Here is a 26,576-nt window from a genome sequence, read left to right as displayed (position 1 = left end):
TAGGCAGCGAGCAGTTTCTACGGCGAACGGTCGGCGCAGTTGCGGAGAGACGACTCCGAAAAGTGAACGGAACTCCCTGATTTCTAGACAGTATCGAGAGACGAACACGCCGTCGGCAGGTGGCGGCAGGCAATAACAAAATGGGCGTCCGTCGTCAGTTCTGTCGGGGGTTACATGTCCGAGAAAACTATTTCGAAGGCGGATGATACGAACGCGGCCGAGACGAACGGTATCGAGACGAGCGCGGGTACGTCGAGAAAGAGTGTTGGTGATTCGAGAGCGAGTGACGCGAAGTCGGGTGACGGAGGCGTCTCCCGACGAAGGTTCGTCCAAGCAGTCGGGGCGAGCGGTGTCGCGGCGGGACTGACGGCGGGACCGGTCGGTGCAGTAACGCAACAAGGAACGACTGTCCAGTGGGTCGCCGACTCAGACCTCAAAGACAACCAGCAGGTAGTGACCCAAGCACTTCGGGACGCCGGGTTGTCCGGCGACATCCAACTTGACATCGTCGCCGGGTCCAACGTCACCGACGACGTTCGGGCGCAGTTCCAACAGTGGTTGTCGGCCGGGCGCAACAAACCAGACATCATGCGGATGGACAGCGGGTGGACCATCCCGTTCATCGCACGCGACCAGTTGTTGAATCTGAGCCAGAACTTGCCACAGGAAGTGCTGGACATCGTCAACAACGAGTACTTCGAAGCGAGCGTCTCCACGGCGAAGGGCGACGACGGAGACCTCTACGGGGTGCCGTTGTATCCAGACTTCCCGACGATGCAGTACCGCAAAGACCTCGTGGAGGACGCAGGGTTCGACCCCGAGGGGAACAACTGGGCAACCGAGTCCATCACCTGGCAGGAGTTCTCGGAAGTCACCCGGACGGTGATGGACCAGAACCAGAACCTCGACTATGGGTACACCTTCCAAGCGGCGGTGTACGAGGGGCTGTCCTGCTGTGACTTCAACGAGTTCATGTCCGGGTTCGGCGGCGCGTACTTCGGCGGCCTCGACAACCTGTTCGGCCCGATTGGCGACCGACCCGTGACGGTCAACGAACAGCAGGTCATCGACTCGATTCGGATGATTCGGACCTTCATCCACGGCGAGGACGACCAGTACGCGCTGGACGGCTACCGCGGCGGAATCTCACCACAAGCGGTGCTTCAGTGGACCGAGAACCCATCGCTCGCGCCGTTCACGAACGACAACGCGGTGATGCACCGCAACTGGCCCTACGCAATCGTCCAGAACGGAACCCAGGACAACTTCGGGCAGGACCTCGGCGTGATGCCGATTCCGTACGCGGTGCCGTCGAACGAGGCACAGTACGAGGGGACCGGCGGGCCGTCCGCGGCCCTCGGAGGATGGCACAACACGGTGAACCCGAACTCGCAGAATCAGGAGGCCGCGTTCGAGGTACTGCGGGCGCTCACAGACGACAACGTCCAACTCACCATCTTCGAGGAGATCGGCTGGCTGCCGCCGAAACGGGCGCTGTTCGACTCCGAGCGAGCGGCGAACGTGCCCGTCATCGGCAGGTACATCGACACGCTCAGAGTGGCTGGCGAGAACGCGATTCCGCGGCCCGTGACCGTCGTCTGGCCGCAGGAATCGACGCGTATCGCACAGCAAGTTAACAGCGCGTACAGCCGGGACGGCAACCCCGAACAGGCGATGACGCAACTGCAAGCGCAACTACAACAGATAGAGCAGAGTACGTGAAGGTGGGAGTCGGGGTCCGTGCGGGCCAACCAGCCGCTGGTATCGGCCGGTGACACCGTCAACCGGAAACGCCCGGTGACGCTTTGAGCCAGGTGGGAATGAAAGGGGCCGGGCGCTCGCGCTTGCTTGGTCGCTGAACGGCCGCAAGCGTCCGGGGGCTTTCGAGGTCGTCATAGTCGTTGCTACTCTTGCAATTCCTACCGAGCGTCCGGACTTTCTAGACGACGAAACTGACGACACTCGAATCGATTCGTTTTCCCGTAGTCCCTTGCCCGCGCCCACATCGTTTTCACTGTCGTCGTGGTAGTTCGTGGCATGACTGAGATGGAGTACACGAAACTCGGCGACACAGGTCTAGAGGTATCCCGACTCTGCCTCGGGTGTATGAACTTCGGGAGCGACCGCGAGTGGATGATGGGAGACGAGGAGGCGAGCGTCGAACTCATCGGCCGGGCCATCGACAGCGGTATCAACTTCCTCGACACGGCGAACGTCTACTCGCAGGGCGAGAGCGAGGAGATAGTGGGCCGGGCTATCGAGAGCTACGACCGCGAAGAGTTGGTCATCGCGACAAAAGTATTTGGACAGATGGGCGAGGGGCCGAACAAGCAAGGACTCTCTCGCAAGCACATTATCGACCAAGCCGAGGCGAGTCTCGACCGGCTCGGGACCGACTACATCGACTTGTATCAGATTCACCGCTGGGACGAGACGACGCCCATCGAAGAGACGCTCGACGCGCTTGACTACCTCGTCGAAACCGGAAAAGTTCGGTACGTCGGAGCCTCCACGATGATGGGGTGGCAGTTCACGAAAGCCCTCTACGAGAGCGACATCAACGACTACCGCAGGTTCGTCTCCATGCAACCGGAGTACAACCTCGTGGACCGCCACGAAGAAGAGAACGTCCTGCCGGTGTGTGCAGACCAGAACGTCGGCGTCATCCCGTGGAGTCCGTTAGCGGGCGGGTTCTTGACGGGCAAGTACGACCGAGACACCGACCCAGACGAGGGACGCGCAGCGACGGACGAACACACCCACGAGCGGTTCACCGAGGAGAACTGGGCGGTGCTAGACGAAGTGCGAGCGATTGCAGACGAGAAAGACGTGACCCCCGCGCAGGTGAGTCTCGCGTGGTTGCTCCACAAGGACGTGGTGGACTCGCCGATACTCGGCCCACGGAGTCTCGACCACCTCGAAGAGAACCTCGCCGCACTCGACGTGTCGCTGTCGGCCGACGAGATGGAACGCCTCGAAGCACCGAAACAACCGGTTTGGTCGCGCGCCCGAGGTGACCTCTGAGTGGACGTGCTCGCCGGACGCGAGAAATTATACATTTCTGTATAATTCCATTTCGAGAGGATAGAATCGCCTTGGTGGCGGAAATGCCGTCATATGAAAGCCGAATGTGCGCGATTAAGTAACAAATGAGTCAGTTCTAAGTGTGTTAGAATTTACAACAATGGGAGTAGTTACTAGCACCAAGATATAAATGGTGATACTGCCTCTTTGGTAACGAAATGGTTGCCAATAACTCGCAAGAAGCAGACGACAGCGAAAGTGGTGTTTCGCGTCGTAACTTCGTCCAAGCCGTCGGTGCGTCTGGGGCCGCGGCCGGACTCGCCGGCTGCATGGGCGGTAACGGCGATGGTAATAACAACAATTCGGACAACGGAACCGTCGGCAACGTCGATAACCAAGGCGGGAAGACCACCCTCCAGTGGGCAACGGACCCCGACTTTAAAGGCGAGACTTGGAGCAAACTCCAGGACATCCTGTACAAAAACGGACTGTCGAAAGATATCGAAGTGAAGATTCAGGCAGGGTCCAACGTCACCGACGACCGGCGCGCACAGTACCAGCAGTGGCTCTCCGCCGGACGGAGCAAGCCCGACATCCTCTACATGGACAGCGGGTGGACGATTCCGTTCATCGTCCGTGACCAAGTGGCGAACCTGAACGACCTGCTGTCGAGCGAGAGCAAGAAGACGCTCGAGAACGACTACTTCAGTGCGAGCGTCTCGACCGCGAAGGGGCCGAACGGCGACCTCCACGCGGTCCCGGTCTTCCCCGACTTCCCCACGATGCAGTACAACAAGAAGCACCTGAAAGAGGGTGGCTACGGGGAGTCGGACTTCAAGAAGTGGGCGACCGAGTCGATGAAGTGGAAGAAGTTCTCGGAAGTCACGAAGAAATCGATGGACGCCGCTGGCACCAAGTACGGCTACACCTTCCAAGCGAACGCCTACGAGGGCCTGTCGTGCTGTGACTTCAACGAGTTCATGACCAGTTGGGGCGGCGCGTACTTCGGCAACCCGGAGAAGAACCTCTTCGGTCCGGTCGGCGACCGACCCGTCACCGTCAACGAGAAGCAGGTCGTCGATTCCATCAAGATGGTACGCGCGTTCATCCACGGGTCGAGCGCGAACAACGCCCTCAGCGGCTACAAGAACATCGCGCCGCCTGCCGTCCTCCAGTGGACGGAGGAACCGTCGCGCAAACCGTTCACCGCTGGCAACGCGGTGATGCACCGCAACTGGCCGTACTCCATCAACATCAACGGTGCAGAGGAGGAGATGGGCAAGGACCTCGGCGTCATGCCGATTCCGTACGCGAAGACGAAGCAACAGGCGAAGTACAAAGGGACCGGTGGTCCCGTCGCGGCACTCGGTGGCTGGCACAACGCCATCAACCCCAACTCCGAGAAGAAGGAAGCCGCAGCGAAGGTTCTCCAAGCGATGATGAGCGAGGAGTTCCAGCTCGGCCTCTTCGAGGAACTCGGCTTCCTGCCACCCCGTCCGAAACTGTTCAACTCCGACCGCGCCAAGGAAGTGCCAATCATGGGTCGCTACATGGAGACGCTCAAGGTGGCTGGCGAGAACGCCATTCCGCGGCCCGTCACCGCCGTGTGGCCGAGTCAGTCTCAGAAGATCTACCAGCAGGTCAACGGCGCACTCAGCCAGGGCGGTAACCCCAAGAAAGCGATGGACGAGCTGAAAAAGCAGCTCGAAGCCATCGAGAAGCAAGCATAGAGATAAGGAACTCCGTATCCTACACGATTTTTATGGCTACATCAACGGAAGGTGATATCCGGGAATCCGACCGGTCTGGACCGTACGTAGCGGTGGTCCGCTGGATGGAGAACCTGAGTGACACCCAGTTCGCGTACCTGCTGTTGACGCCCGTCCTGTTGCTGTTGGGCATCATAGCGTTCTGGCCACTGCTCAGTACGTTCCGGATGTCGTTGTTCGCAGACAGTATCACCGGTTCGGAGCCACTCGGCGAGTTCGTCGGTCTCCAGAACTACGTGGCCTTGCTGACGGGGCAACGCGACGTGGTGCTGGTCCGGCCGTTCTTCGACCCGTCGGCTCCGTTCCGAAGCGCCCTCACCGTGACGCTCATCTTCACGGTGGCGAGCGTCTTCTTCGAGACGCTCATCGGGTTCGGACAGGCGCTCGTGCTGGACCAGGACTTCCGATTCCGTCGCTGGGTCCGAGTGGCAATCATCATCCCGTGGGCCGTGCCCATCGTCATCCAAGGGATGATCTTCTTCCTGCTGTTCCAGCCCGGCATCGGCTTCCTCGTCGATTGGATGCAAGCACTCGGCGTATTCACCGCCACACCGCTGGCGAACCCGGTGGACTCGATGATAATAATCATCGTCGCCGACGTGTGGAAGACGTCGGCGTTCATGGCGCTCATCATCCTCGCCGGGTTGCAGAGCGTGGACCGAAGCCTCTACGACGTGGGTAAGGTCGCGGGCGCGACGAGATGGCAGCAGTTCCGCATGATTACGCTCCCGCTCGTGCTCCCGTCGGTGCTGGTCGCGATGCTGTTCCGCACCATCGGCGCGATGCGCGTCTACGGTATCATCGAGACGGTTGCGGGCTGTTCGACGGTGCCGTCGCTGTCGTGTCTGGTCGTCTCGACGTTCCGCGACTCCCGGATGTACGGGACGTCGGCCGCCGTGGCGTTCATCACGGCGGCGCTCATCGGCATCGTCGTCTCCGTCTACATCGTGAAGTACGCAGACACCGAGGGAGGTGCCTAAGATGGCTACAGATACGGACCAAGGACCGTTCTCCAGTTGGGTTAGCTCGTCCATCGAGAACCCGGAGAAGGTGTATCGAGCGATGTTCTACGTCGTCACCATCTTCTTCCTGGTAACGACGCTGTTCCCGTTCTACTGGTTGCTCGTGCTGGCGCTGACGCCGAACCAGGCCATCTCGGACATGGGACTCCTGCCGAAGGGGTTCAACCCCGGCGCGTTCGTGGAGGTGTTCACGACGGTACCGTTCCACGTCTACATGTTCAACAGCTTCGTGCTCGGCATCGCCACGACGGCCATCGTGTTGGTACTGGCGAGTCTCGCGGGCTACGTGTTCGGGCGACTGGAGTTCCCCGGCAAGGGACCGCTGATGCTCATCATCCTCGCCATCTCGTACTTCCCACCGGCGGCGTTCATCATCCCGCTGTTCCGGTTGTTCACCGGGAACGTCACGGTGTTGGGAATCCAGAGTCCGGAACTGTTCAACACGCCGTTCGGGATGATACTACCGTTCAGCGCGCTGTTCATGCCGCTGTCCATCTTCATCCTCTCGACGTTCTACGGCCAGATTCCGGACGGCTTGGAGGACGCCGCACGAATCGAGGGGACGACCCGACTCGGCGCGCTGTTCCGAGTCATCATGCCGCTGTCGGCACCCGGCGTGGCGACGGCGGGGGTGCTAACGTTTATCTCGGTGTACAACGAGTTCTTCTTCTCGTTCCTGATGACCACCGGGGAGGCGAGTCAGTGGGCACCTATCGTCTGGGGCATCCTCAGCTATCAGGGCCAGTACTCGGAACTGTACAACCTGATGGCGGCCGCGAGCATCATCGGCGTCCTGCCGGTGGCAATCATCGTCGTCGTCGCACAGGAGAAGATCGTCAGCGGACTGACCGCAGGAGCGCTCAAGGAGTGATACACAATGGGTGAAGTAATCTTAGACAGCGTGTACAAACGCTACGCAGACGTAACGGCAGTCGAAGACATGAACCTCGACATCAAGGACGGCGAGTTCGTCACGCTCGTCGGCCCGTCGGGGTGTGGGAAGTCCACGACCCTCGAAACGATTGCAGGGCTGACCAAGCCCTCCGAGGGAACCATCACCATCGCGGGGCGGGACGTGACGAACCTCCCGCCGAAAGACCGCGGGATTGCGATGGTGTTCCAGAACATCGCGCTGTTCCCGCACATGGACGTGTACGACAACATCAGCTTCGGCTTGCGTCTGCGCGACTACGAGAAAGACGAAATCGACCGTCGCGTCGATAGGGCGTCCGACATCGTCCAACTGGAAGGCATGCTCGACCGCATGCCCGACGAGATGTCCGGCGGGCAGCGCCAGCGCGTCGCCATCGCGCGAGCAATCGTCCGCGAACCCGAAGTGTTCCTGATGGACGAGCCGCTGGCGAACCTGGACGCGAAGCTCCGGGTCCACATGCGCACGGAGCTCCAGCGCCTGCACAAGGAACTGGACACGACCATCATCTACGTTACGCACGACCAAGCGGAGGCGATGACGATGTCCGACCGCATCGCCATCATCGACCACGGCGAACTCCAACAGATTGCGCCGCCGCTGGTCTGTTACAACGAACCGGAGAACCTGTTCGTCGCGGGCTTCATCGGGTCGCCGTCGATGAACTTCGTCGAAGGCGAGGTGACCTCGGCGGGGCTCTCGACGCCGGACTTCGACGTGGAGTTCGACCCCGGTCAAATCTCGGACATCGCTGAGGGCGACGCCGTGACGCTCGGGGTGCGCCCCGAAGACGTCTACCTTCGGGAGAAGAGCGAGAACGTCGCGAACCCGACCCAGTCGATTCAGGCGCGAACCGACGTGCTGGAACCGATGGGCGACGAAATCTTCGTCTACTTGCTGACCGGTGACGAGGAGGCCCGAATGGAAGCAGACCCCGACGCGCCGACGAACCAACTGCTGATGAGCGTGGACCCGTCCTCGGACATCACCGAAGAGGAGGAGGTAGAGGTCATCTTGGACCGCGAACGTGTCCACCTCTTCGACACGGACACCGGCGACGCCATCACACACGGCTTGGAGTTCGCCGCCGTCGAACCTGGCACGGCCGAGACCGAAGTGGAGGGCGACGACTGATGCTCGTAGCGCCCGGACAGAAGACACGGACTCCCCTCGGAGGTGAGTGCTGATGCCGACCTCGCTCGGTTGGCTCTACATCATCGGCGGGACAGTGTTGTTTTTCTTCTGGGCCTACGGCATCGTCTCGTTCGTCCGAGACACGAAGAACAAGTTCGTTCCTGCGGGCCGAAAGCTGCTGGCCTCGCGGCGAGAGGAGAAAGCCAAAGCCGAGCGCGACAAGGAGCGCGAAGAGAAAGAACAGCAACTGTACTGAGCGAGTTCGATGACGAAACGGACAAAATTTTCGGGCGGAACGTGTCGGGACGAGTCACCTGCTTACAGGTTGACGAACGAGCGAACAGAAAGACCTAACAACGCCTCACGGTTGCTCTAGACTAGTGCCTATGTCTGCTACGAATGAGCCGGTTCGTGTCGGGTTCGTCGGGTTGGGGAACATCGGTCACTATCACGCCGACAAGATAGTCGATATCTCGAACGTCGATATCGTCGGCGGAGTTGACATCAACCCCGATGCACGAGCGCGATTCGCCGAGAAGTACGGAGTGGAGTCGTTCGAGAGCTACGAGCGGTTGTACGACGCTGACATCGACTGCGTCATCGTCACCACGCCGAACAAGTTCCACGAGGAGTACGCGGTGGCCGCACTCCAGTCGGGACTCGACGTGCTGCTCGAAAAACCGCTCGCCCACTCCTTGGAGAGTGCCGAGCGCATCGCGGAAGCGGCGGCGAACGCCGAAGGCTTCTGCATGGTCGGGTTCCACAACCGCTTCCGGAACCCGGTGCAGGTCGTCAAGGGGTATCAGGACGACGGGCGACTCGGCACGGTCAGGCACGTCGAAGCGAACTTCATCCGACGGCGCGGCATTCCCGGCCGTGGCTCGTGGTTCACCAACCGCGACATCGCGGGCGGCGGCGCGCTCATCGACATCGGCGTCCACGCCATCGACCTCGCGCTGCACTTCCACGACTTCCCGAAGGTACAGGAAGTCTCGGGGACGATTCGCTCGCAGTTCGGCACCCGCGACGACTACGCCTACCTCGAAATGTGGGGCGACGACACCCAGTCGGGCGAGTTCACCGTAGACGACTCGGTGACGGCGATGCTCCGCTGTGAGGGTGGCAAGACTATCACGCTAGAGGTCGCGTGGGCGGCCAACCGCTCGCCCAACGAGGAGTTCATCGTCCGCGGGACCGAGGCAGGAGCCTGCTTCGACAAGGCCGACGACTCGCTGACTATCTACGAGACCGGTCGGCAGGGCACCGACCACTTCGCGGACACGGAGGTCCAGACCCGCCACGAGGACGCCCACAAGGCCGAACAGCGCGTCTTCTTCGAGGCGGTCCGGGACAACGTCCCACCGTCCATGAACACCGTCGAGCAGGCATTAGAGGTTCAGCGCGTTATCAACGCGATTTATCGCTCGCACGACGAACAGCGCGCGATTCAGCTAGAGTAGGGTTTTGGGTTCTTCGTAGTTCTCTGCGGTCTTCTTCGGTTTTTAGTGGTCTCGGGCGGTGGGTTCGAGATAATTGGTGGAGATGGAGTGAGAGTGAAGCTAGCTACTCCCGATACAAAGCCGTGCAAAGACCGAACAGCACCGCTACCCCGAGAGCCAAACGTTCGCGGCTCGGCCGCTCACCGTCCGAGGCCCGCTCTCCGCACAACCCGCGCGCCTCGCGTCCCTCCCCAACCGACTGCGTTTCTCAGTACGGAAAACGCGCCACGGCGCGTTTTCCGGGCCTGCGATACTCGTCCCTCGCGCGGAGTTTGGTCGCGGTCTTGCGTCCGCGACCAGCGCGCGCCGTGTGGTTGGTTAGTTCCCGTATCTCCACCGACGACTTGGCGCGCGAAGTCGCTCCCGGCAGGAGCGACCGTGCGAGGGATGAGCGAATCGAATAGGTCGGGGAGGTCGTGGTCGTTTCGGAACGGTCTTTCATAGGTACCGGGCGTAGCTAGCTTCTCGTTCACTTCTACCCGGCATCCACCAGTAGTCGTGTTCGTGTTACGCTAAACCGATTTCTGCGCTCGATGTCCCGAGAGCGAAATCAGCAAGAACCCACGACCAGAATCACCGACTAAGAATGTACGAGGTAGAGGTAAAGGTCCGTGCTGACCACGCCGCGGTCCGCGAGCAACTCGACGCCCAGAACGCCACCCCGGTAGACCACGTCACCCAAATCGACACCTACTACAGCGCACCCCACCGTGACTTCGCAGAAACGGACGAAGCCCTGCGAATCCGCGAGGAGACGCCCCGGGAGAGCAATTCGTTCACAGAGGTCACCTACAAAGGCCCGCTCGCAGACGCCAAGTCGAAGACGCGCCGCGAGATAGAGACTGTGGTCGAATGCGCCGACGACATGGGGGCGATTCTCGAAGCACTCGACTTCGAGCCGGCCGCCGAGGTCCGCAAGGAGCGCGAACGATTCGCACTCGACGGCTACACAGTCACGCTCGACAGCGTGGAGGGACTCGGCGAATTCGTGGAAGTCGAGACAGAGGCAGAGGACATCGACCCCGCACGCGAGGGTGCCTTCGACGTTCTCCGGAGTCTCGGACTCGACCCCGACGACCAGATTCAGACTTCGTATCTCGGACTCCTACTGGCGAGCGACGAGTGACGACCAGAAGTATCGGCAAAATTTGTCACAGTCTCAGATTACCGGAGGTAATCCCCGAAAGTCGGATTTGTTTTCGCAAGTTATAGATTACGCCGCGGGATATTCATGTGCAATGACCGAACGGAATATCCAAGTCGAACCTATCGACCGCGCGGCAGTAGAGGACCAAGAGATCGAAATCGTCGAGCGAAAAGGCCTCGGCCACCCCGACTCTATCTGCGACGGCATCGCCGAGAGCGTCTCCAGCGCGCTCGCTCGCGAGTACATCGACCGCGTCGGTAAGGTCCTCCACTACAACACCGACGAGACGCAACTCGTCGCCGGGCGCTCTGACCCACAGTTTGGCGGCGGCGAGATGCTCGAACCTATCTACCTTCTCATCGTCGGCCGCGCGACCAAAGAGTACGAAGGCAAGACCATCCCCACCGAGACCATCGCCCTCGAAGCCGCCCGCGACTATCTGGCAGAACACTTCCCGGAACTGGACTTCGGCACGGACATCGTCGTGGACGTGAAACTCGGCGAAGGCAGCGGTGACCTTCAAGAGGTGTTCGGCGAGGACGGAGCGACCGTTCCGATGGCCAACGACACGAGTTTCGGCGTCGGCCACGCGCCACTCAGCGAGACCGAACAAATCGTCCTGAACGCCGAGCGACGACTCAACGGCGAGTTCTCCGAGGACCACCCGGCACTCGGTACCGACGTGAAAATCATGGGCAAGCGCGAGCGCGACCGAATACACGTCACCGTCGCGGCGGCCATCATCGACCAGTACGTCGTGGACCGCGACGCCTACGAGGCCGAACTCGAAGCAGTCGAGGAGTTCGTCTACGACGTGGCCGCCGAGTACACCGACCGCAAGGTGTCCGTGGACGTGAACACCGCAGACGGTGACGGCGAGGGCGAGTCGAACGTCTACCTCACCACCACCGGCACGAGCGCGGAGATGGGCGACGACGGGTCCGTCGGCCGCGGTAACCGCTCGAACGGCCTCATCACGCCGAACCGCTCGATGAGCATGGAAGCGACCTCCGGCAAGAACCCCGTCAACCACATCGGGAAGATTTACAACCTGCTCAGCACGGAAATCGCCGAGCGGGTCGTCGCCGAGGTCGATGGCATCCGCGACCTTCGGATTCGCCTGCTCTCCCAAATCGGCCAGCCAATCGACCAACCGCACGTCGCCGACGCGCAGGTCGTCACCGAGGACGGCGTCCTGCTCTCGGACGTGCGCGAAGACATGGTCGCCATCGTAGACCGCGAACTCGCCGACGTGACCTCCATCACGCAACGCGTCATCGACGGCGAACTGAGTACGTTCTGACGGCGGGACAGGTCCGCAGTCGCTTTTTCGGAGGTTCGGTTCACGTACGTTCGGCGCGTCTGCATTGCTCACGGTTGCACCGCTCGCTGTTGCGAGATGCGGCGCGGGTTCCGCGTGCTCCGCGGCTTCGCCGCTTCGCCTCGCGGTTCCCCTCACTCCGTTCGGCGAACCGCGCATCTCGCAACCGAAGCCCGTTTATTCGCCTCGTGACTACCACCTGCTATGCGACCGCCGGGAGCCGACACTGTCCTCGTGCGCCACGCCGACATCGGTGTCAAGAGTGGGAAGGTCCAGACCGAGATGGAGCGACGGCTTCGGCGGAACATCGTCGCCGTCCTCGAAGACAGAGACATCGACGTGGAGGTCGAACGCCGCTGGTCTCGCATCCTGATTCACGCCGACGGCGACACTGTCGAGGCGGCCACCGACGCGGCCACCGACGCCTTCGGCGTCCAGTCGGCGAGTCCCGCCATCGTCCTCCCTGCGGAGAAAGACGCCATCGTAGACGCGCTCTCTCAGACTGCGCGACACCTCCAATCACCCGATTCGAACTACGACCTCGGCGAGACGTTCGCGGTGCGCGCCCGAAGAGCAGGGAACGCGGACGCCCACCCGTTCTCCAGCGAGGACTTGGAACGCGAGGGCGGGTCGGCCGTCTTCGAAGCCCTCGAAGACCCAGAGGTCGATTTAGAGGAGCCCGACACGACGTTCTCCGTCGAATGTCGGAGAGAGGAGGCGTTCGTCTTCGTCGAGAAGCGCGCGGGACCCGGCGGCCTCCCGCTCGGCAGTCAGGCGAAGGTCGTCGCGCTCGTCAGCGGCGGCATCGACTCACCGGTTGCGACGTGGGAAGTCATGAAACGCGGCGCGCCGGTCGTCCCAGTCTATCTCGAACTCGGCGATTTCGGCGGCCCGGACCACGAAGCGCGGGCCGTCGAGACGGTGCGGCGACTCGCCGAGTTCGCGCCGAACTACGACATGCGCGTCCGGAAAGTCCCGGCGGGCGAGATGATGCAGACGCTCAAAGACGAAGTCGGTCCCGCCAGAATGCTCTCTTACCGGCGGTTCATGTACCGCGTCGCCGAACATATCGCCGAGCAAGAGCAGGCCCACGGCATCGTCACCGGCGAAGCCATCGGCCAGAAGTCCTCTCAGACCGCGCGGAATTTGGGCGTGACGAGTCGAGCGACGAACTTGCCGATTCATCGGCCACTGCTCACGATGGACAAGTCCGAGATTACCCAGCGCGCTCGCCGAATCGGCACGTTCCACGATTCGACGATTCCGGCCGGGTGCAACCGCATCGCACCCGACTTCCCCGAGACGAACGCCACGCTGGAGATTGCAGAGAACGCGGACCCGGACGACATCTTCGAGCGCGCGAAGGACGCCGCCGAAAACGTCGAACTGGTCGAGTGGTGAGGACGCGCTTGGGCTATCAGTTGTTGAAAGCTTATAAGAGCCCGTTCCATCGCCGATAGTAATGGCAGGTTTCGAGACGAGCAGACGACGCTTTCTCGGGACGGCGAGTGCTGGGGTGTTACTCGGCACCCCCAAGGGTCAGGACCCGCGAACTCGGGGTGAGCAGTCGCCGAACGAACGGGAGCGCGCGATAGACTCGAATCTCGACCTCGGCGCGGTGTACATTCCGTTTCTCGGCACCAAGTGGGACGAGTGCATCGACCACCAACCCGCCGTCGGGCAGTACGACATCGAGGACTCGGGCGTCATCGATACGCAGATAGCGCAGATGAAACAGTGTGGCATCTCGACAGTGTTGTTCAACTACGGCGAGAACGAGCGGACCTTCGACCGGTTTCGCGCGTTCAAAGACGCCGACCGATTTGCCAACATCGACGTCGAAGCGTTCTGGGCTATCGGCCGAATCTTCGAGCGGAACCTCGATTTCGACCGCTTCGTGGAGTTCGTCGCCGAGGAGATGATTCCACTCCCGAACTACAAAACCATCGACGGTAGACCCGTCGTCACCTTCTGGTCGCCCGGCTATCTCGTCGCCAACGACGATGCGAAAGAGCAGATCCGAGACGAGTGGGGTGGACTCGAAGGTCTCTTCTCGACGATTCGAACAGAACTCACCGTCGATGGCACCGAACCGTTTCTGGTCGGCGACATCGGTGGCTGGGGAGTAGGTGGCTTCCCGAACGACATCGAAACTCTCGGCCGCCAGTTCGACGCGATTACCTCGTGGGTCGCCAGTCCCGACCCCGGTCTCAATCCGTGGGACGAACACCGCGAGGAGGTCGAAGAGAGTTTCCGGCGGTCGTTCTGGTTCGCGGTGGAGAACGACCTCGAATTCGTCCCGATGGTGTTTCCGGGGTTCAACGACGAACCGAACAGTTGCTGGGGCGACGACAGACACGTCCCGCGCTCCCCGTCGCATCTGGCCGAACTGTTCGACCTCGCGTTGAAGTACCGAACCACCGACCGGACGTACATCGCGACGTGGAACGGGTGGCCCGAAGGCCATCAGATAGAGCCGGGGACGTTCGACGGTCACGACTACGGAACTGCGTACCTCGACGTGGTGAAGGACGCCGCCACTCGAACGATGCCACCATTCAGAATCGAATCGTTCGTCCCGGTCACGCTCTCGTTCGACCGAACCGTCGAGGAGTCGGAAGTGAACCCGGATACGTCACCGGAAGCGAGTCGCGACCTCGCGTTCAGGTGTTCGGAGTTGGAACTACTGACCGCTGACGGCGACAGTGTCGCGGCGTACAACGTGGGTCGGCGGGAGGCGGAACCGCAGTTTACCGAGGGCGCGTACCACACTGCGCAGAACGACACGCGTAGCACGCGGTGGTTGGGCGGACCAACTTCCCAGACACGCTTGTACTTCCGGCGAGAGCGAATCGAGGAGGCGACCGAACTCCGCGTTCGAGGCGTCCCCATCGCCAACGGTATCGCCGCCGACGTACTCGTGGACGGCACTCGAACCGACAGCCTCGGATTCGAACGGGACGGTTGGCAGAACTACGTCGCCGACCTGCGAGCGACGACCACAGCGTCACCAGCGACTGCTCGGGCGACGACTACGACTCAGACGCGAGGTTCGGCGACCGAACCCGGAGCGACTACTGTCCCGCGAGAGAGCACGGGACGAACCGGAACGAGTTCGCGGGGGACGACACCGAAACCGAGGACCGACCCGGCCTCGTCTACCAGCGGAGACGTTCCCGGATTCGGCGCACTCACCGCTATCGCCAGCTTCGGAACGATGGCTTGCTTGCAGTACTGGAGATCGGACGGCGAAGCAGACTGAACTGCTCCGTGCAAACGACTAACTCGCCGGTACTCGTCACTCCGTCGGGGGAGAGATACATGACGACCGTTTCGAGGCGGCGCGTCCTCGCGTCGCTCGCTAGCGTCGCAGTCGGGGGAACTGCGTCCGGGCGAACCGCCGAGACTGCGGCAGGCGAATCGACGCAATCGACCGACGCCGAGCAGTTCGAACTGTACAGCGCGTTTCTCACAGGGTCTAATCAGGTCCCGCCAGTTGAGACGACTGCTCTGGGGACCGCGCTGTTCCGAGTGGACTTCGACCAGCAACGCGCGGACTACTGGCTGTTCGTGGCGAACGTCGAGAACGCGCGCGAATCGCACATCCACAAGGGACCGCCGGACCTGAACGGCAACGTCGTCGCCTACCTGTTCGGTCCGGTCGAAGAGCCAGTCTCGACCACGGGATTGTTGAGTTCGGGAACGCTACGCGGGGACGACCTCGTCTGGCCGCTGACGGACGTCGCGAGCCTGCGCGAGCAGATGGCGACCGAGAACGTCTACGTCAACGTCCACACGACGGACCACCCGTCCGGCGAAATACGCGGCCAGATTCGACCCCTCGAAGGCGTCGAAGCAGGCACGGGTGTCGAATCGGACGACCGAAATCGCTTTACGGCATAGATGCCCAAGGAACCATGTGACTCGGGTCTGTCTCGTCGGGGCGGACGGAATCGACCTGCGCTTGGAGTTGGGTTCGCGGGAGACCTCCCGCGAGGCGTTGGCGACCTACAGCCCCCAAGAGCCGTTCGTCAACTCGCTCGAAGTCGAGACCATCAGCCTCGGGTCGGCCATCGCGCTGTTGAACGACCTGAACTGGTATTTGGTCCGCTTCTCCCAAGACGAACTCGTGTTGGAACCGAGCGTCAGCGAGACGGAGTGGCTCTCCCGCGACATCGCAACGAAGATACGAGACGGTGAGATTTCGGCCGACGAGACCGACGAGTACCTGAAGGTGTACGGCGTCACCGACGAGGACGAACTCGTCGAGCCGATGTATCTGAGCCGTCGCGACGGCGAGATTCCGGAGTACGACCTGCGAGAGGTAGCCGACACGCTCGTCGTGCGCGTGACCGAATCGGAGTTCAGCGGTTAGAGTTCTCGCTCCCCGACGAACTCCGCGAGTTCGTTGACCTCCTCGCGGAGCGCAGATTTCTCGCTCTCGGACGAACCGAAGTAGAGCCACGTCCGGAACTCGCCTCGCTCGTGGCGCATTGGCCACCGCTTGCGCTGGAGGTCAGCAATCGGTGAGGCGTCCAGTTGACACTCCTCGATGCCCGTTTCGACCTCCACGAGACCGCGGAGTTGGGACGCGTCGCCGACGCTCGATTGCTGGATTTCGCAGGTTCGGCCCTTGTACTTCCATCGCTTCGCAGTTTGCCAGACTATCACACTGGCTACGACGAATCGAGAAACGTCAAGTACTTTCTGGTGAGTGGGCGACGAAGAGAACTCCATGCCCGAACGAAACCGCACCGTCAATCTGAGCGGCCTGCGCGTGAACTACGTCGTCGAAGGGTCGGGGCCACCGGTCGTTCTGCTCCACGGTGGCGGCCTCGACAGCGCGACACTCTCGTGGAAAGAGACCATTCCCACGCTCGCCGAGAACTGAACCGTCTACGCGCTCGACTGGCCGGGGTACGGAGAGAGCGACCCGCCGGACGGCGCGGTTTCTATCCCGTACTACGGCGATGTCGTCCGACGCTTTCTCGACTCGCTCGACCTCGAATCGGTTAGCCTCGTCGGCATCTCGATGGGCGGCGGTGCAGCGTTGGGATTCGCGCTCAACCACCCCGACCGCGTCGAGAAACTGGCGCTGGTCGATAGCTACGGCTTGGGCGAGAGGATACCGGGCGGTTCGCTCGGCAGTCTCCTCGGCGCGCTATTCGTCCGAACTCCGTGGCTTACGGGAGGAATCTGGGACGTGATGGGGTCGAGTCGAGAATTGGCGAGACTCGTCCTCACAGGCGTCGTCGGGGCGGGCAACCTCACCGACGAACTCGTGGACGACGTGTTCGCCGAACTTCAGCGACCGAACGCGGGCGAGGCGTGGCAACGCTTCCAGCGCAACGAAGTCGGGTTCTCGGGCCTGAAGACGAACTATCGCAGGCGACTCCCAGAGCTATCGGTGCCGACGTTGCTGGTTCACGGCGAGGACGACGCGCTGGTGCCCGTCGGGTGGGCAGTTCGAGCGGGGACGCTCGCACCGAGCGCGAGCGTGGAGGTGCTTCGAGATTGTGGACACTGGCCACCGCGGGAGAAATCAGAAAGATTCAATTCGGTCGTTCGGGAGTTCCTCGGAACCGCTTAGTCGAACATCCCTGTCGAGAGGTATCGCTCCCCGCTGTCGGGGAACACCGTGACGACCAGCGGGCAGTCGTCGTAACCATCTTTCGTTCCGCCATCCGAAGCCACCAACTCTTGCAAGTCGTCGGGAACCTCCGGACAGTTCAGGTCCGGTTGCGCGAGTCGCTCGGCGACTCGCTTGGCGGCCACGCTGGCCGCGCCGCTCGACTGGCCGACCAGAATACCTTCTTCGCGGGCAAGTCGGCGGGCTTCCACCTCGGCCTCGTCCAGCGCGACCGTCTCCACGCTGTCGAGCAGGTCTGTGTCGAGCAGTTCGCTGACGAAGCCCGGTCCCATGCCCTGATAGTCGTCCTCGCCAGATTCACCGGTCGAGAGAACTGCGTTCTCCTCGGGTTCGACCGCGACGACTTCCATGTCGGGGTACTCTTCGAGCAGACGCGTCGCAGTGCCGGTAATCGTCCCACCGGTGCCGACGCCCGCGACGAAGGCGTCGATTTCGCGGCCCTCGACCTGTTCGATGATCTCCTCGGCGGTGGTTCGGTAGTGCGCCTCGGCGTTCGCGGGGTTCTCGAACTGCCCCATCTGGACCGCGCCCTCCTGCTCGGTCAGTTCGTCGGCGCGCTCGCGGGCGTCCTCCATGTCCCCGTCCACGAGTTCGAGGTCCGCGCCGTAGGCCCGGAGGAGTTTTCGACGCTCTGGCGACTTCGAGGCAGGCATGACGATGGTGAGGTCGTAGCCGCGCGCGGCGGCCGCGACGGCCAACCCGATGCCGGTGTTGCCGCTCGTCGGTTCGACGAGTCGGTCACCGGGCGAGATGACGCCCTCGCGCTCGGCGGCGGCTATCATCGAGCGCGCGGGGCGGTCCTTCGCAGACCCGCCGGGGTTGAACGCCTCCAACTTGGCCGCGACGGTCGCGCCTTCGGGCGAGGAGACGCGAACGAGAGGAGACCCCACGGCCTCCAGGATGGAGTCTTTCATTGTTCCCATCTACGAAGTGCACGTATAAACGCATGGTGGGCGGCGGCAGGTAGTGCCGACTCCGACTGACTACCGGGAGTTTCGCCGCAGCCTAGGGGTTAAAGCCCCCGAACGACAATATTCGCGCATGGAGACGACCGAACCGAACCCGACGTGGGACGCCGACGCACACAGCGAAGTCGTGAGTGCCCTCGAATCCGCCGTGGGCGAAGTCACCTACAAAATCTGGGGTGCAGACTGGTGTGGCGACTGCCGGACCGTGATGCCGGACTTCTTCGCCGCACTCGACGCGGCGGGCGTTCCGGACGAAGAAATCGAGACGTACGAAGTAGACCAGAACAAGGACGGCGAACTGACCGACGAGTACGACGTGACGCTCATCCCGACCATCGTCCTCGAACAAGACGACGAGGAACTGTTCCGCTTCGAAGAGAGCGAAGACGTTCCGGTGGCGACGTACGTCGCCGACCGACTGCTAGACGCCGACGTGCTGGTGTGAGACGGGAACTCCTTCGAGTCTGACTGACCACCTATAACTATCGTCACTGCCGTTGTTCCGCCTCGCCGAAGGGCCAGCCTTCGCTCCAGCGTAATTCACCGTCGATAGCGTACAGCATTTCGTTCCCCTCGTAGATTCGTTCGAGTTGTCGAACTGACCAAGTGAAGGTACCAACGTGACCGGGAACGAGGTAGTACGTAGGGGTCTCGGTCGGTTCGAGTGGTGTCTTACCCACCGACCCCATGACGAACGATTGGGAGCAGTACACGCTCGACCGCACGTCTATCTCGTCGTCGCGTGAGGGTGGCCACGGCGCGTTTTCTTCTAAGTCAGAGATGAAGGGACCGCCGCCTTCGGGTTCCGTGGCCGCCGTATTCGGGTCCCCGAGGACCACGTACTGCCGACCGACTGTGGTGTACTCGCGCGCGACTTCGAGCGCACCGCCGACTGTGAATCCGTAGTCGAGCAACCGAGCGAACGTTTCGCCGACTTCGACCGCAGCCTCGTTCTCGACGTCGCTCAGGCTCACGATGGCTGCCTTGGCACCCGCTTCGACGAGTGCGACGCCTTGGTCGTGAGACCGACACGCGTTCAGCAGCACTGTCGTCGCCCCGGTCTCAGATACCGTCTCGGCGTCGAGGACGCCATCGGGACACTCTAATCCACGACCGTCGATGTGGCCGATGAAGTGAAAGAGGTCGGTGTCCTCAGCGAGCAGTGAGCGAACTTCGTCAGTCGAGACGCCGAATCGTGACTCTACGTCGAACCGAACGTGTTTGCGTGAGCCGTAGACCGCAGACACGGCGTCAAACTCCTCGTTCATCTCCTCGTCGTTACAGACGATAGTCACCTCGATGGTGCCGTCCCTCGGCTGCGGCTGTTCGTGGCGAAACGCTGCAGGAAGCAGTTTCGCCCCTCGGTCTGGCGTCTCCTCGCCGACCCACGCCCGCTCGATAGCGTCGTCGTCTGTCGGAAGCGGCATGTACTCGTTCGGACCGGGAACGCCAGTCTGGCGCTCGGAACTGCGTTTGAACGATTCGAGTGCCTGCTGCTTCTGTTCGCGTTCGGGGGAGAGCGCGTTCGCCTCGGAAGTGTGGACGCGGACGAGCGAAAGGTCGTCAGCGACGAACGGGAGCAGTTCGACGCTCTCGAAGTCGGGACGCATGTGGACGACGCGATTCCACGTCGGGACTGTCGATTCGACCGCCGAGAACGGCACCGAGAGGTACTCCCGCAACTGCTCGGCAAGCGACAGTTCGTACAGCGACTCGAAGTCGAGCGGCACCTCGGGACGTGGTTCGAGGGCTTTGCGTGCCTTCAATCGCATCTGATAGTAGCCTTCCGTCCGAGTGACGCAGTCGAGGAGGAACGTCTGTTTCAGCGTCCGAATCGCTTCGTCCTCGAAGCCGCGTTTGCTGTCGAGTCGATGGACGAATCCATCGTCGGTCGTTATCCGAGGCGATTCCCCGGGGACGACCGTCGCACCGAGGTAGTACGCGAGTGGCGCGACGGCAAAGATAGATTCGTACGCAGGAGGAACGTGAATCGTCACACCGGTGTCCGGCGGTTCCAACTCGTCTGGAATCTGCAGTTCGTCGCCGCGTTCGACCTGTGGTGGATGGCCGCGGAGACTGGGCCACGACCGTTCGCAACTGGTGGTCTTGAGAGCGGACCCGAACGTCGAGACGGCGTCCATGAGTGCCGTCGGGTCGTCGGGGACGGTGACCGTCGCTCCCGGCGAACTGTGGTTCGACCGGGCACCGATTCGAACGCGAGTCGGACCGTCGAACGCGATTCGAGCCGAATCGGGGTCGGCGTCGATAGTCAGGGCTGAGTCCGCACGAACGTACAGTTTGATGCGCGAACTGAAGTCGAGTAGATACGCTCCGGGTTCTAGCTCTCGTGTGTCGTTCCACTGCACCTCTTCGACGTAGTCACCCGTCGCCTCGCGGACGGAGAACCAGACCATACGAGGCAGCGACAACTCCTCGACGACTACCTCGCAGGCCGTCGAAACAGGAAAGTAAAACTCCTCGGTGTCTGCGGCAGTCGGCGAGACGGGGCAGTCGGTCTGAAAGACGAACCGAGAGTTCTCGATGGGGTCTACTACCTCTAGTCCCGGTTCCGAATTCAGCGAGTCGAATCGCGGTTGCATGTGGTTCGTGAGCCCCGTTTTCTCTAGGGTACGTCACCCGGGAAGACGCAATAAAAGTTTTTTCAGGCCGTTAAGGGGTGTGGCAGTCCTGGACAGTTCGAAAACGTTCGAGCGACAGTATCGACAGTCGTCCGGACGCCAAGGATAGTCGTCCGGACATCGACGACGGCTGCCAGAGTTACTCGACGATTGCTCGGTAGAACGCCCCGACAGCTACCACCGCAACGACCGCGAGGTACGCGAGTCCCCAGAGGAGCGGCGTCGCGTCGAATCCCGAACCGAGGGCGGCGTCCATCGCAGCCATGGTGGCAAAGTGCCCCGGCAAGAACGTCGCTCCGGCCGCCGAGTCGGTCGTCGTCGGATTCTGGAAGAGGAACACGTCTATCGTCGGACCGAATAGCATCGCGTAGACGCCAGCGAGGCGGCCGAGGACGGTGCCCACGAGCGCACCGACGAGTGCGTAGGTGAGCGCGGCGAGTCCGGTCGCGACCGCGAACCAGCCGACGTGATTCGGAACGGAACTGACCGCCAGCACGCTCAGGACGACCACCGAAAGAACGGCGCAGACGACGCCGAGAAGTCCGATGCGGGCTCCCACGACCTCCGTCGGTCGGTAGCCTGCGAGGACGAGTCGAGCGTCGGCCTCGCGCGTCGAGCGCATGACGAACAGCCCCGCGATGCCGCCGACGAGCGCGGCCGCTAGTGGTGCCGCGAGCGTCGCGTACAGGTCGTTCATCGCGATTCGAACCGATTCGCCGCCGACTTCGACCGGAATCGTCGCGCTCGGCGTCGCGTAGCCGACGACGCCGACGAAGTACACGGGCAGGACGACCAAGAGTGCGAGCAGGACCGGCGTCCGAACGTACTCGCGGATACCCATCCGCAAGGCGAGTCCCACGCGGCCGCCCACTCGCCCGCTCGTTTGCCCGTCCGTCCGCCCGCCGGTTCGTCCACTCATTCGCCGACTCCTCCCGTCGTCCACAGATACGCACCAAGCGCGATGACGAGCAGGACGGCGACAGTCGCGAAGATACCTCTGACGTGTCCACTGGACACGGAACCGTCCAGGACCGCCGACTGGAGCGCGTGGTGTGGATGGTACAGCGGGAAGAACTTCGCCACCGGGACGTCGGCGTCTAACAGTCCGCTCGACAGGAAGTCGTCCATGTCGGCGAGGAACACCAGCACTAGCGAGCCTTCGAGTTCCTTGGGAACCAGCGTCCCGACGAGAACTCCGACCAAACTGTAGACGACGCCCGCGGCCGCCAAGACGCCGAACGCGACGAACGGTTCGGCGACGTCCACGCTGTAGGTCAGCGCGAGCGTCGCGAGCGCGGCGACCACCGTGGCGACGACTAAGACAGTCGCTAATCGACTCACCAGCAGCGTCGCACGCGGGAAGCCACAAATCGCCAATCGATTGTCCGCGTCTCTGGCGCTGATTACCTGAAACAGGCCGAGTAGGCCCGCGAGGAACGCGGTGGCGAACAGCGCACCGCTGATGCGTCCGGCCGTCTCGGGTGGGGCTTCCATGAACGGGAGCGTGGGAAACGACGCCATCGCCGCACCGTACAGTTCGATAGCGACTAGCGGGAGGACGACGAGCAACGCCACGGTCAGCGGTTCGCGGAAGAACGACAGGGTGCCCGCTTTGACGCCGGTGGCGAGCCTACGCGCTTCCATGGTTGTGCTCCGTGTCTCCTCCTTCAGGTGGTTCGGTTTCGACCAGTTCGCCCTCCCGCAACTCGTAGATGCGGTCGAATCGCTCGCGCTCGTTGATGAGGTGCGAGATGATGCAGATTCCGGTGCCGCGCTCGACTAACTCTTCGGTGAGGTCCCAGAACGCGAGGTACGTCTCCCAGTCGAAGCCGGTGTACGGTTCGTCCAAGAACAGCACGTCCGGGTCGCAGAGGAGCGCGACGGCCAGATTGACCTTCTGTCGGTTGCCGCCGCTCAGATTCTCGACGCGGTAGTCGCGGAATCGCTCGAAATCGAGTCGGTCGGCCAGTCTGTCGAGCGCCGACTCGATTTCCTCGTCTGCGAGACCGTACGCCGACCCGAACAGTCGAAACGTCTCCTCGACGGTCAACCGGTCGTACAACAGTGGTTCCTGTGGGCACCAGCCGACTGTGCCTTCCCGCGACACACCGCCCGCGTCCGCGTCGAGCGCGCCGACGAGAATCTTCATCAGCGTGGACTTCCCGCTCCCGTTCTCGCCGACGATGCCGACGATTTCGCCGCTCGACAGCGTGAAGCTCGCGTCCGTCAGGACTTCGACGGACCGTCCGAACGGAAGCCGCGATTCGTACGTCTTCTCGACGCCCTCAGCGCGCAGAACGAGACTGGACTCCTCGGCCGACTGCCGCCTATTTTCTAAATTCGGCATTTACCGAATATTCTGAACACAACGATTTAATGCTTTCCCTGCCGAGTGTCTGGCACGAAGATGGCGAGGCGCAATATTGAGCGGAGCGAATGGGGGGAACGAGCGTGAGCGAGGAAGAGGCCGACGGCTCAGACGAGACCACGGACGCAGGCGACCGCGCCCGCGAGCGGGTCATGGAAGCGATGGAGCGGAGCGCGGAGGTGTACGGTCTCAACAGGAGTTACGGACGGCTCTACGGAGTCCTCTACTTCGCCGACGAAGCACTGTCGTTAGACGACCTCGTAGCAGAGAGCGGCTACGCGAAATCGACGGTCAGCAACGCCATGAGCACGCTCGAAGGGATGCACATGGTCCACCGACGGAGCAAACCCGGCGAAGGAAAGCGCGTGTTCTTCGAGGCCGAGCGGGACTTCTGGCGGATTCTCCAGGACTTCCTCCGCCAGCAGGTCCGTCGCGAGGCGGACATCATGGGTCGGGCACTGACCGACGCCGAAGAACTGCTCGAAGCCGCGCCGGACACCGAGCGAAACCAGCGGGACCTACAGCGCGTCCGCCAACTGCGTCGCCTCTTCGAGCGGAGCGAGTCGGTCTTGGACTTCCTCACTCGGCTTCCAGTGGACCGACTGCGCTCGATAGTGGCGGGGTTCGCCGACCAGACGAGCGACGAGTAAGCAGTCTCGTCGAAACGCGACGACTCCTCAGTTCTCCAGCCAGTCCAGTCCTTCGTCCACGTCGGTCACGGGCGGCGAGCAGGTGAAGTTCCGACAGACGTACAGCGTCGGAACGCCGTCGGTCTGTTCGCGGTCGGCCCAGATCGGTGGCGCGTCTTCGAGGCAGAGTTTGTCCAGCCAGTCCGCGAGTTCGTCGTCATCTGATGGCCGCCGCGACAGCAGTCGCATCGGGAGGTACGTCCCGGCGAGTCGGTCGCGCCACGACTCGGGGAGTTCGTCGGCGACGACGGTCAGTTCGACCGAGCCACTCGCGTAGCGGTCGGCCGCCAGCACGAGGGAGGTGTACTGCAACGGACTCGACTCGCACTGTTGGCTCCGGCGGGAGAGGACTGCCTCGGCGATGTTTTGGAAGGCGTCGTCTGGGGTAAAGTGGGAGAGCGATAGGAGCGTCTCCGTCGCAACGCCGAGACTCGACGGCGTGGACTGGTCGTACGGTTCCTGCGGTCGCGCGACCAGTTCCTCGCCGCGCTCGGGCGTGAAGTAGATGGTTCCAGCTTCTGGGTCCCAGAACTGGGCTTCGATGGCCCGCGCGAGGTCCAGCGCGAACGCGAGGTGCTCGACGTGGTCGGTCGCCTCGTACAGGTTCAGCGCGCCGCGAGCGAGGAAGGCGTAGTCTTCGAGGTAGCCCTCGATTGCCACGTCTCCGTCTTTGAACCGACGGAACAGCTTCCCTTCGTCTTCGCGCCAGAGCGTCTCCTTCACGAATTCGAGCGCGTCGGTCGCCATCTCGGCGTACTGCTCGCCGCCGTCAAGTACCAGCGCGCCCTCCGCGAGTGCGGAAATCATCAGGCCGTTCCAGCCTGCTAGAACTTTCTCGTCACGCCGCGGGCGGACTCGTTCTGCTCTCGCTTCGAAGACTTGCTGGCGGGCGTCTTCGAGTGTGTCCTCGACAACCGCTTCGTCCATCTGGTAGTCCTCGGCGAGCGATTCGACGGACTCTGAAATCGTGAGGACCGTCTTGCCCTCGAAGTTACCCTTCTCGGTCACGCCGAAGCGGTCGCAGAAGAGGTCCGCGGCCGTCTCGTCCTCGACAGCGTCGTGAATCTGCTCGGGCGTCCAGACGTAGAACTTGCCCTCTTCGCCGTCGCTCTGGGCGTCGAGCGTGCTGAAGAACCCTCCTCGTTCGTGAGTCATCTCGCGCGCCACGAACTCGAAGCTCTGGCGGATTGCGGTCTCGTATCGCTCGTCGCCCGTGACCTGATAGCCTGCGAGCATCGCCCTGCTGATTTCGGCGTTGTCGTACAGCATCTTCTCGAAGTGCGGGACGACCCACTCGCGGTCCACGGTGTAGCGGTGGAACCCGCCGCCGACGTGGTCGAAGAGGCCGCCCTCCGCCATCGCGGTGAGCGCGTCAGTGGCGACTTGCTTGTAGCTCTCGCCGTCCACGCGGTGGTAGGCGCGCAGGAGGAGATTGATGCGGGACGCTTGGGGGAACTTCTGACCGGTGCCGAAGCCGCCATGCTCCTCGTCGGCCGAGCGACTGGCGGCCCGTGAAGCCGTTTCGAGCAGGTCTTCGTCGGGTTCTTCGCCCGGTTCTGGCACCGATTCGAGTTCGCCTTCGATGGCGTCGGTCCACTGGTCTGCCCGGCGTTTCATCTCGCGGCGACCCTCCTCGTCGCTCCACGAGTTGCGGATGTTGTCGAGCAAGTCGAGGAAGCCGGGTTGGTTGCGCTTGGCGTGCTTGGGGAAGTACGTACCCACGTAGAAGGGCCTGCCGTCGGGCGTAAGCCACACCGAGAGTGGCCATCCGCCGCCACCGGTGACGGCCTGACAGATGGTCTGGTAGATGCTGTCGATGTCGGGACGCTCCTCGCGGTCCACCTTGATTGGGACGAAGTTCTCGTTGAGGACTTCCGCGACTTCCTCGTCCTCGAAGCTCTCTTCCTCCATCACGTGACACCAGTGGCAGGCGGAGTAGCCGATAGAGAGGAAGATGGGGACCTCGCGCTCTGCGGCGGCGTCGAGCGCGGCGTCGTCCCACGGTTGCCAGTTGACCGGGTTGTCGGCGTGCTGACGGAGATACGGGCTTTGCTCTTCTCCGAGACGGTTTCGCGCGGTGGGGTCGGTCATACACGAAGAAACGAGTTCGTTGGAGGTAAAGGCGGGGTTTTGGAGATTTCGTGTTCGTACTCGAAGTGCTTGGGTCTCCGAGAGGGAGTTTCGGAAGGAGTCTCCGACAAGGAGTTTCGAAAGAAGCCTGTGAGAGGGAGTGTGAGGAAGAGTCCCCGAGAAGAGATTTCAGACCGAGAGAGCTAGCTACTCCCGATACATAGAAGACCGCACAGCACCGCCAAGGCCCACACCTCCCCAACCGATTCGTTTCGCTCCTTACAGTCGCTTCACTCATCCCTCGCGCGACGGTCGGCGCGACCACGAGGGTCGCGCCAGCGCGCG

The 26,576-nt window shown here is 62.3% G+C and carries 24 protein-coding genes and 1 pseudogene; 18 read left to right on the top strand and 7 right to left on the bottom strand.

All coding sequences use genetic code 11. From position 1 onward, the window contains the following. The first annotated feature begins 174 nt into the window (after positions 1-174). From F7R90_RS06395 to F7R90_RS06330, 14 genes are all read left to right on the top strand, one after another. Positions 175-1,722 carry an extracellular solute-binding protein gene (locus F7R90_RS06395; protein WP_158056427.1) on the top strand — a complete coding sequence of 516 codons (1,548 nt, stop codon included), beginning with the start codon at positions 175-177 and terminating at the stop codon, positions 1,720-1,722. Positions 1,723-2,037: 315 nt separating this feature from the next. Next, on the top strand, positions 2,038-3,024 hold the full coding sequence (locus F7R90_RS06390) for an aldo/keto reductase (RefSeq protein WP_158056426.1): 987 nt from the start codon (positions 2,038-2,040) through the stop codon (positions 3,022-3,024). Between the two features lie 218 nt (positions 3,025-3,242). After that, positions 3,243-4,754, top strand: a complete 1,512-nt coding sequence (locus F7R90_RS06385) for an extracellular solute-binding protein (protein WP_158056425.1) — start codon at positions 3,243-3,245, stop codon at positions 4,752-4,754. A gap of 32 nt (positions 4,755-4,786) precedes the next feature. Then, a complete protein-coding gene (locus F7R90_RS06380; protein ID WP_158056424.1) occupies positions 4,787-5,773 on the top strand; it encodes a carbohydrate ABC transporter permease in 987 nt (328 codons plus the stop codon). A 1-nt stretch (position 5,774) separates the two neighbouring features. Continuing rightward, complete coding sequence (locus F7R90_RS06375; protein WP_158056423.1) at positions 5,775-6,686, top strand: carbohydrate ABC transporter permease; 912 nt, start codon at positions 5,775-5,777, stop codon at positions 6,684-6,686. 6 nt (positions 6,687-6,692) lie between these two features. Continuing rightward, entirely contained in the window at positions 6,693-7,880 is a 1,188-nt protein-coding gene (locus tag F7R90_RS06370; RefSeq protein ID WP_158056422.1) for an ABC transporter ATP-binding protein, read from the top strand. Positions 7,881-7,932: 52 nt separating this feature from the next. Continuing rightward, the gene (locus F7R90_RS06365) at positions 7,933-8,136 is read left to right on the top strand and encodes a hypothetical protein (protein WP_158056421.1); all 204 of its coding nucleotides are present in this window, start codon (positions 7,933-7,935) and stop codon (positions 8,134-8,136) included. A 130-nt stretch (positions 8,137-8,266) separates the two neighbouring features. Beyond that, complete coding sequence (locus tag F7R90_RS06360) at positions 8,267-9,340, top strand: Gfo/Idh/MocA family protein (RefSeq protein WP_158056420.1); 1,074 nt, start codon at positions 8,267-8,269, stop codon at positions 9,338-9,340. A gap of 625 nt (positions 9,341-9,965) precedes the next feature. Further along, a complete protein-coding gene (cyaB, locus tag F7R90_RS06355) occupies positions 9,966-10,505 on the top strand; it encodes a class IV adenylate cyclase (RefSeq protein ID WP_158056419.1) in 540 nt (179 codons plus the stop codon). Between the two features lie 112 nt (positions 10,506-10,617). Further along, positions 10,618-11,829 carry a methionine adenosyltransferase gene (locus tag F7R90_RS06350; protein ID WP_158056418.1) on the top strand — a complete coding sequence of 404 codons (1,212 nt, stop codon included), beginning with the start codon at positions 10,618-10,620 and terminating at the stop codon, positions 11,827-11,829. A 222-nt stretch (positions 11,830-12,051) separates the two neighbouring features. Further along, positions 12,052-13,248: a tRNA sulfurtransferase gene (locus F7R90_RS06345; protein ID WP_158056417.1), complete on the top strand. Its 1,197-nt coding sequence runs from the start codon at positions 12,052-12,054 to the stop codon at positions 13,246-13,248. 61 nt (positions 13,249-13,309) lie between these two features. Beyond that, a complete protein-coding gene (locus tag F7R90_RS06340) occupies positions 13,310-15,109 on the top strand; it encodes a glycoside hydrolase family 71/99 protein (RefSeq protein ID WP_158056416.1) in 1,800 nt (599 codons plus the stop codon). A 59-nt stretch (positions 15,110-15,168) separates the two neighbouring features. Beyond that, the gene (locus tag F7R90_RS06335; RefSeq protein ID WP_158056415.1) at positions 15,169-15,750 is read left to right on the top strand and encodes a CHRD domain-containing protein; all 582 of its coding nucleotides are present in this window, start codon (positions 15,169-15,171) and stop codon (positions 15,748-15,750) included. Between the two features lie 16 nt (positions 15,751-15,766). Then, on the top strand, positions 15,767-16,222 hold the full coding sequence (locus tag F7R90_RS06330) for a DUF5804 family protein (protein WP_158056414.1): 456 nt from the start codon (positions 15,767-15,769) through the stop codon (positions 16,220-16,222). On the opposite strand, the gene F7R90_RS06325 is transcribed toward F7R90_RS06330, so the two are convergent. Beyond that, positions 16,219-16,518: a hypothetical protein gene (locus F7R90_RS06325; protein WP_158056413.1), complete on the bottom strand. Its 300-nt coding sequence runs from the start codon at positions 16,516-16,518 to the stop codon at positions 16,219-16,221. The genes F7R90_RS06330 and F7R90_RS06325 overlap by 4 nt on opposite strands. Before the next feature lie 64 nt (positions 16,519-16,582). On the opposite strand from F7R90_RS06325, the gene F7R90_RS22510 reads away from it, so the two are divergent. Together F7R90_RS22510 and F7R90_RS06320 are read left to right on the top strand one after the other, a co-directional pair. Next, positions 16,583-16,738, top strand: coding sequence for an alpha/beta fold hydrolase (locus F7R90_RS22510; RefSeq protein WP_225741277.1), 156 nt, complete (start codon positions 16,583-16,585; stop codon positions 16,736-16,738). Positions 16,739-16,750: 12 nt separating this feature from the next. Beyond that, positions 16,751-17,437, top strand: a pseudogene (locus F7R90_RS06320) (alpha/beta fold hydrolase); the annotation flags it as partial. On the opposite strand, the gene F7R90_RS06315 reads toward F7R90_RS06320, so the two are convergent. Continuing rightward, positions 17,434-18,411, bottom strand: coding sequence for a PLP-dependent cysteine synthase family protein (locus F7R90_RS06315; protein ID WP_158056412.1), 978 nt, complete (start codon positions 18,409-18,411; stop codon positions 17,434-17,436). The pseudogene F7R90_RS06320 and the gene F7R90_RS06315 sit on opposite strands and share 4 nt — an antisense overlap. A 127-nt stretch (positions 18,412-18,538) precedes the next feature. On the opposite strand from F7R90_RS06315, the gene F7R90_RS06310 reads away from it, so the two are divergent. Further along, positions 18,539-18,910: a thioredoxin family protein gene (locus F7R90_RS06310; protein ID WP_158056411.1), complete on the top strand. Its 372-nt coding sequence runs from the start codon at positions 18,539-18,541 to the stop codon at positions 18,908-18,910. A gap of 43 nt (positions 18,911-18,953) precedes the next feature. On the opposite strand, the gene F7R90_RS06305 is transcribed toward F7R90_RS06310, so the two are convergent. The 4 genes from F7R90_RS06305 to F7R90_RS06290 form a co-directional block, all read right to left on the bottom strand. Next, a complete protein-coding gene (locus F7R90_RS06305) occupies positions 18,954-21,065 on the bottom strand; it encodes a CHAT domain-containing protein (RefSeq protein WP_158056410.1) in 2,112 nt (703 codons plus the stop codon). Between the two features lie 178 nt (positions 21,066-21,243). Then, the gene (locus tag F7R90_RS06300) at positions 21,244-22,023 is read right to left on the bottom strand and encodes a hypothetical protein (protein WP_158056409.1); all 780 of its coding nucleotides are present in this window, start codon (positions 22,021-22,023) and stop codon (positions 21,244-21,246) included. Continuing rightward, a complete protein-coding gene (locus F7R90_RS06295; protein ID WP_158056408.1) occupies positions 22,020-22,748 on the bottom strand; it encodes a hypothetical protein in 729 nt (242 codons plus the stop codon). Before F7R90_RS06295 ends, F7R90_RS06300 begins: the two co-directional genes overlap by 4 nt. Then, entirely contained in the window at positions 22,735-23,451 is a 717-nt protein-coding gene (locus tag F7R90_RS06290; protein WP_158056407.1) for an ABC transporter ATP-binding protein, read from the bottom strand. The genes F7R90_RS06295 and F7R90_RS06290 overlap by 14 nt, the downstream gene beginning before the upstream one ends. Before the next feature lie 89 nt (positions 23,452-23,540). On the opposite strand from F7R90_RS06290, the gene F7R90_RS06285 reads away from it, so the two are divergent. Then, positions 23,541-24,122 carry a GbsR/MarR family transcriptional regulator gene (locus F7R90_RS06285; protein WP_158056406.1) on the top strand — a complete coding sequence of 194 codons (582 nt, stop codon included), beginning with the start codon at positions 23,541-23,543 and terminating at the stop codon, positions 24,120-24,122. 27 nt (positions 24,123-24,149) lie between these two features. On the opposite strand, the gene F7R90_RS06280 is transcribed toward F7R90_RS06285, so the two are convergent. After that, positions 24,150-26,252 (bottom strand): thioredoxin domain-containing protein, encoded by a 2,103-nt coding sequence (locus tag F7R90_RS06280; RefSeq protein WP_158056405.1) that lies wholly within the window; start codon positions 26,250-26,252, stop codon positions 24,150-24,152. Between the last annotated feature and the right edge of the window lie 324 nt (positions 26,253-26,576).

Origin of the sequence: Halorussus halophilus (assembly GCF_008831545.1) — an archaeon.
Lineage (GTDB): Archaea > Halobacteriota > Halobacteria > Halobacteriales > Haladaptataceae > Halorussus > Halorussus halophilus.
This window is presented reverse-complemented; position numbering and strand designations above follow the sequence as displayed.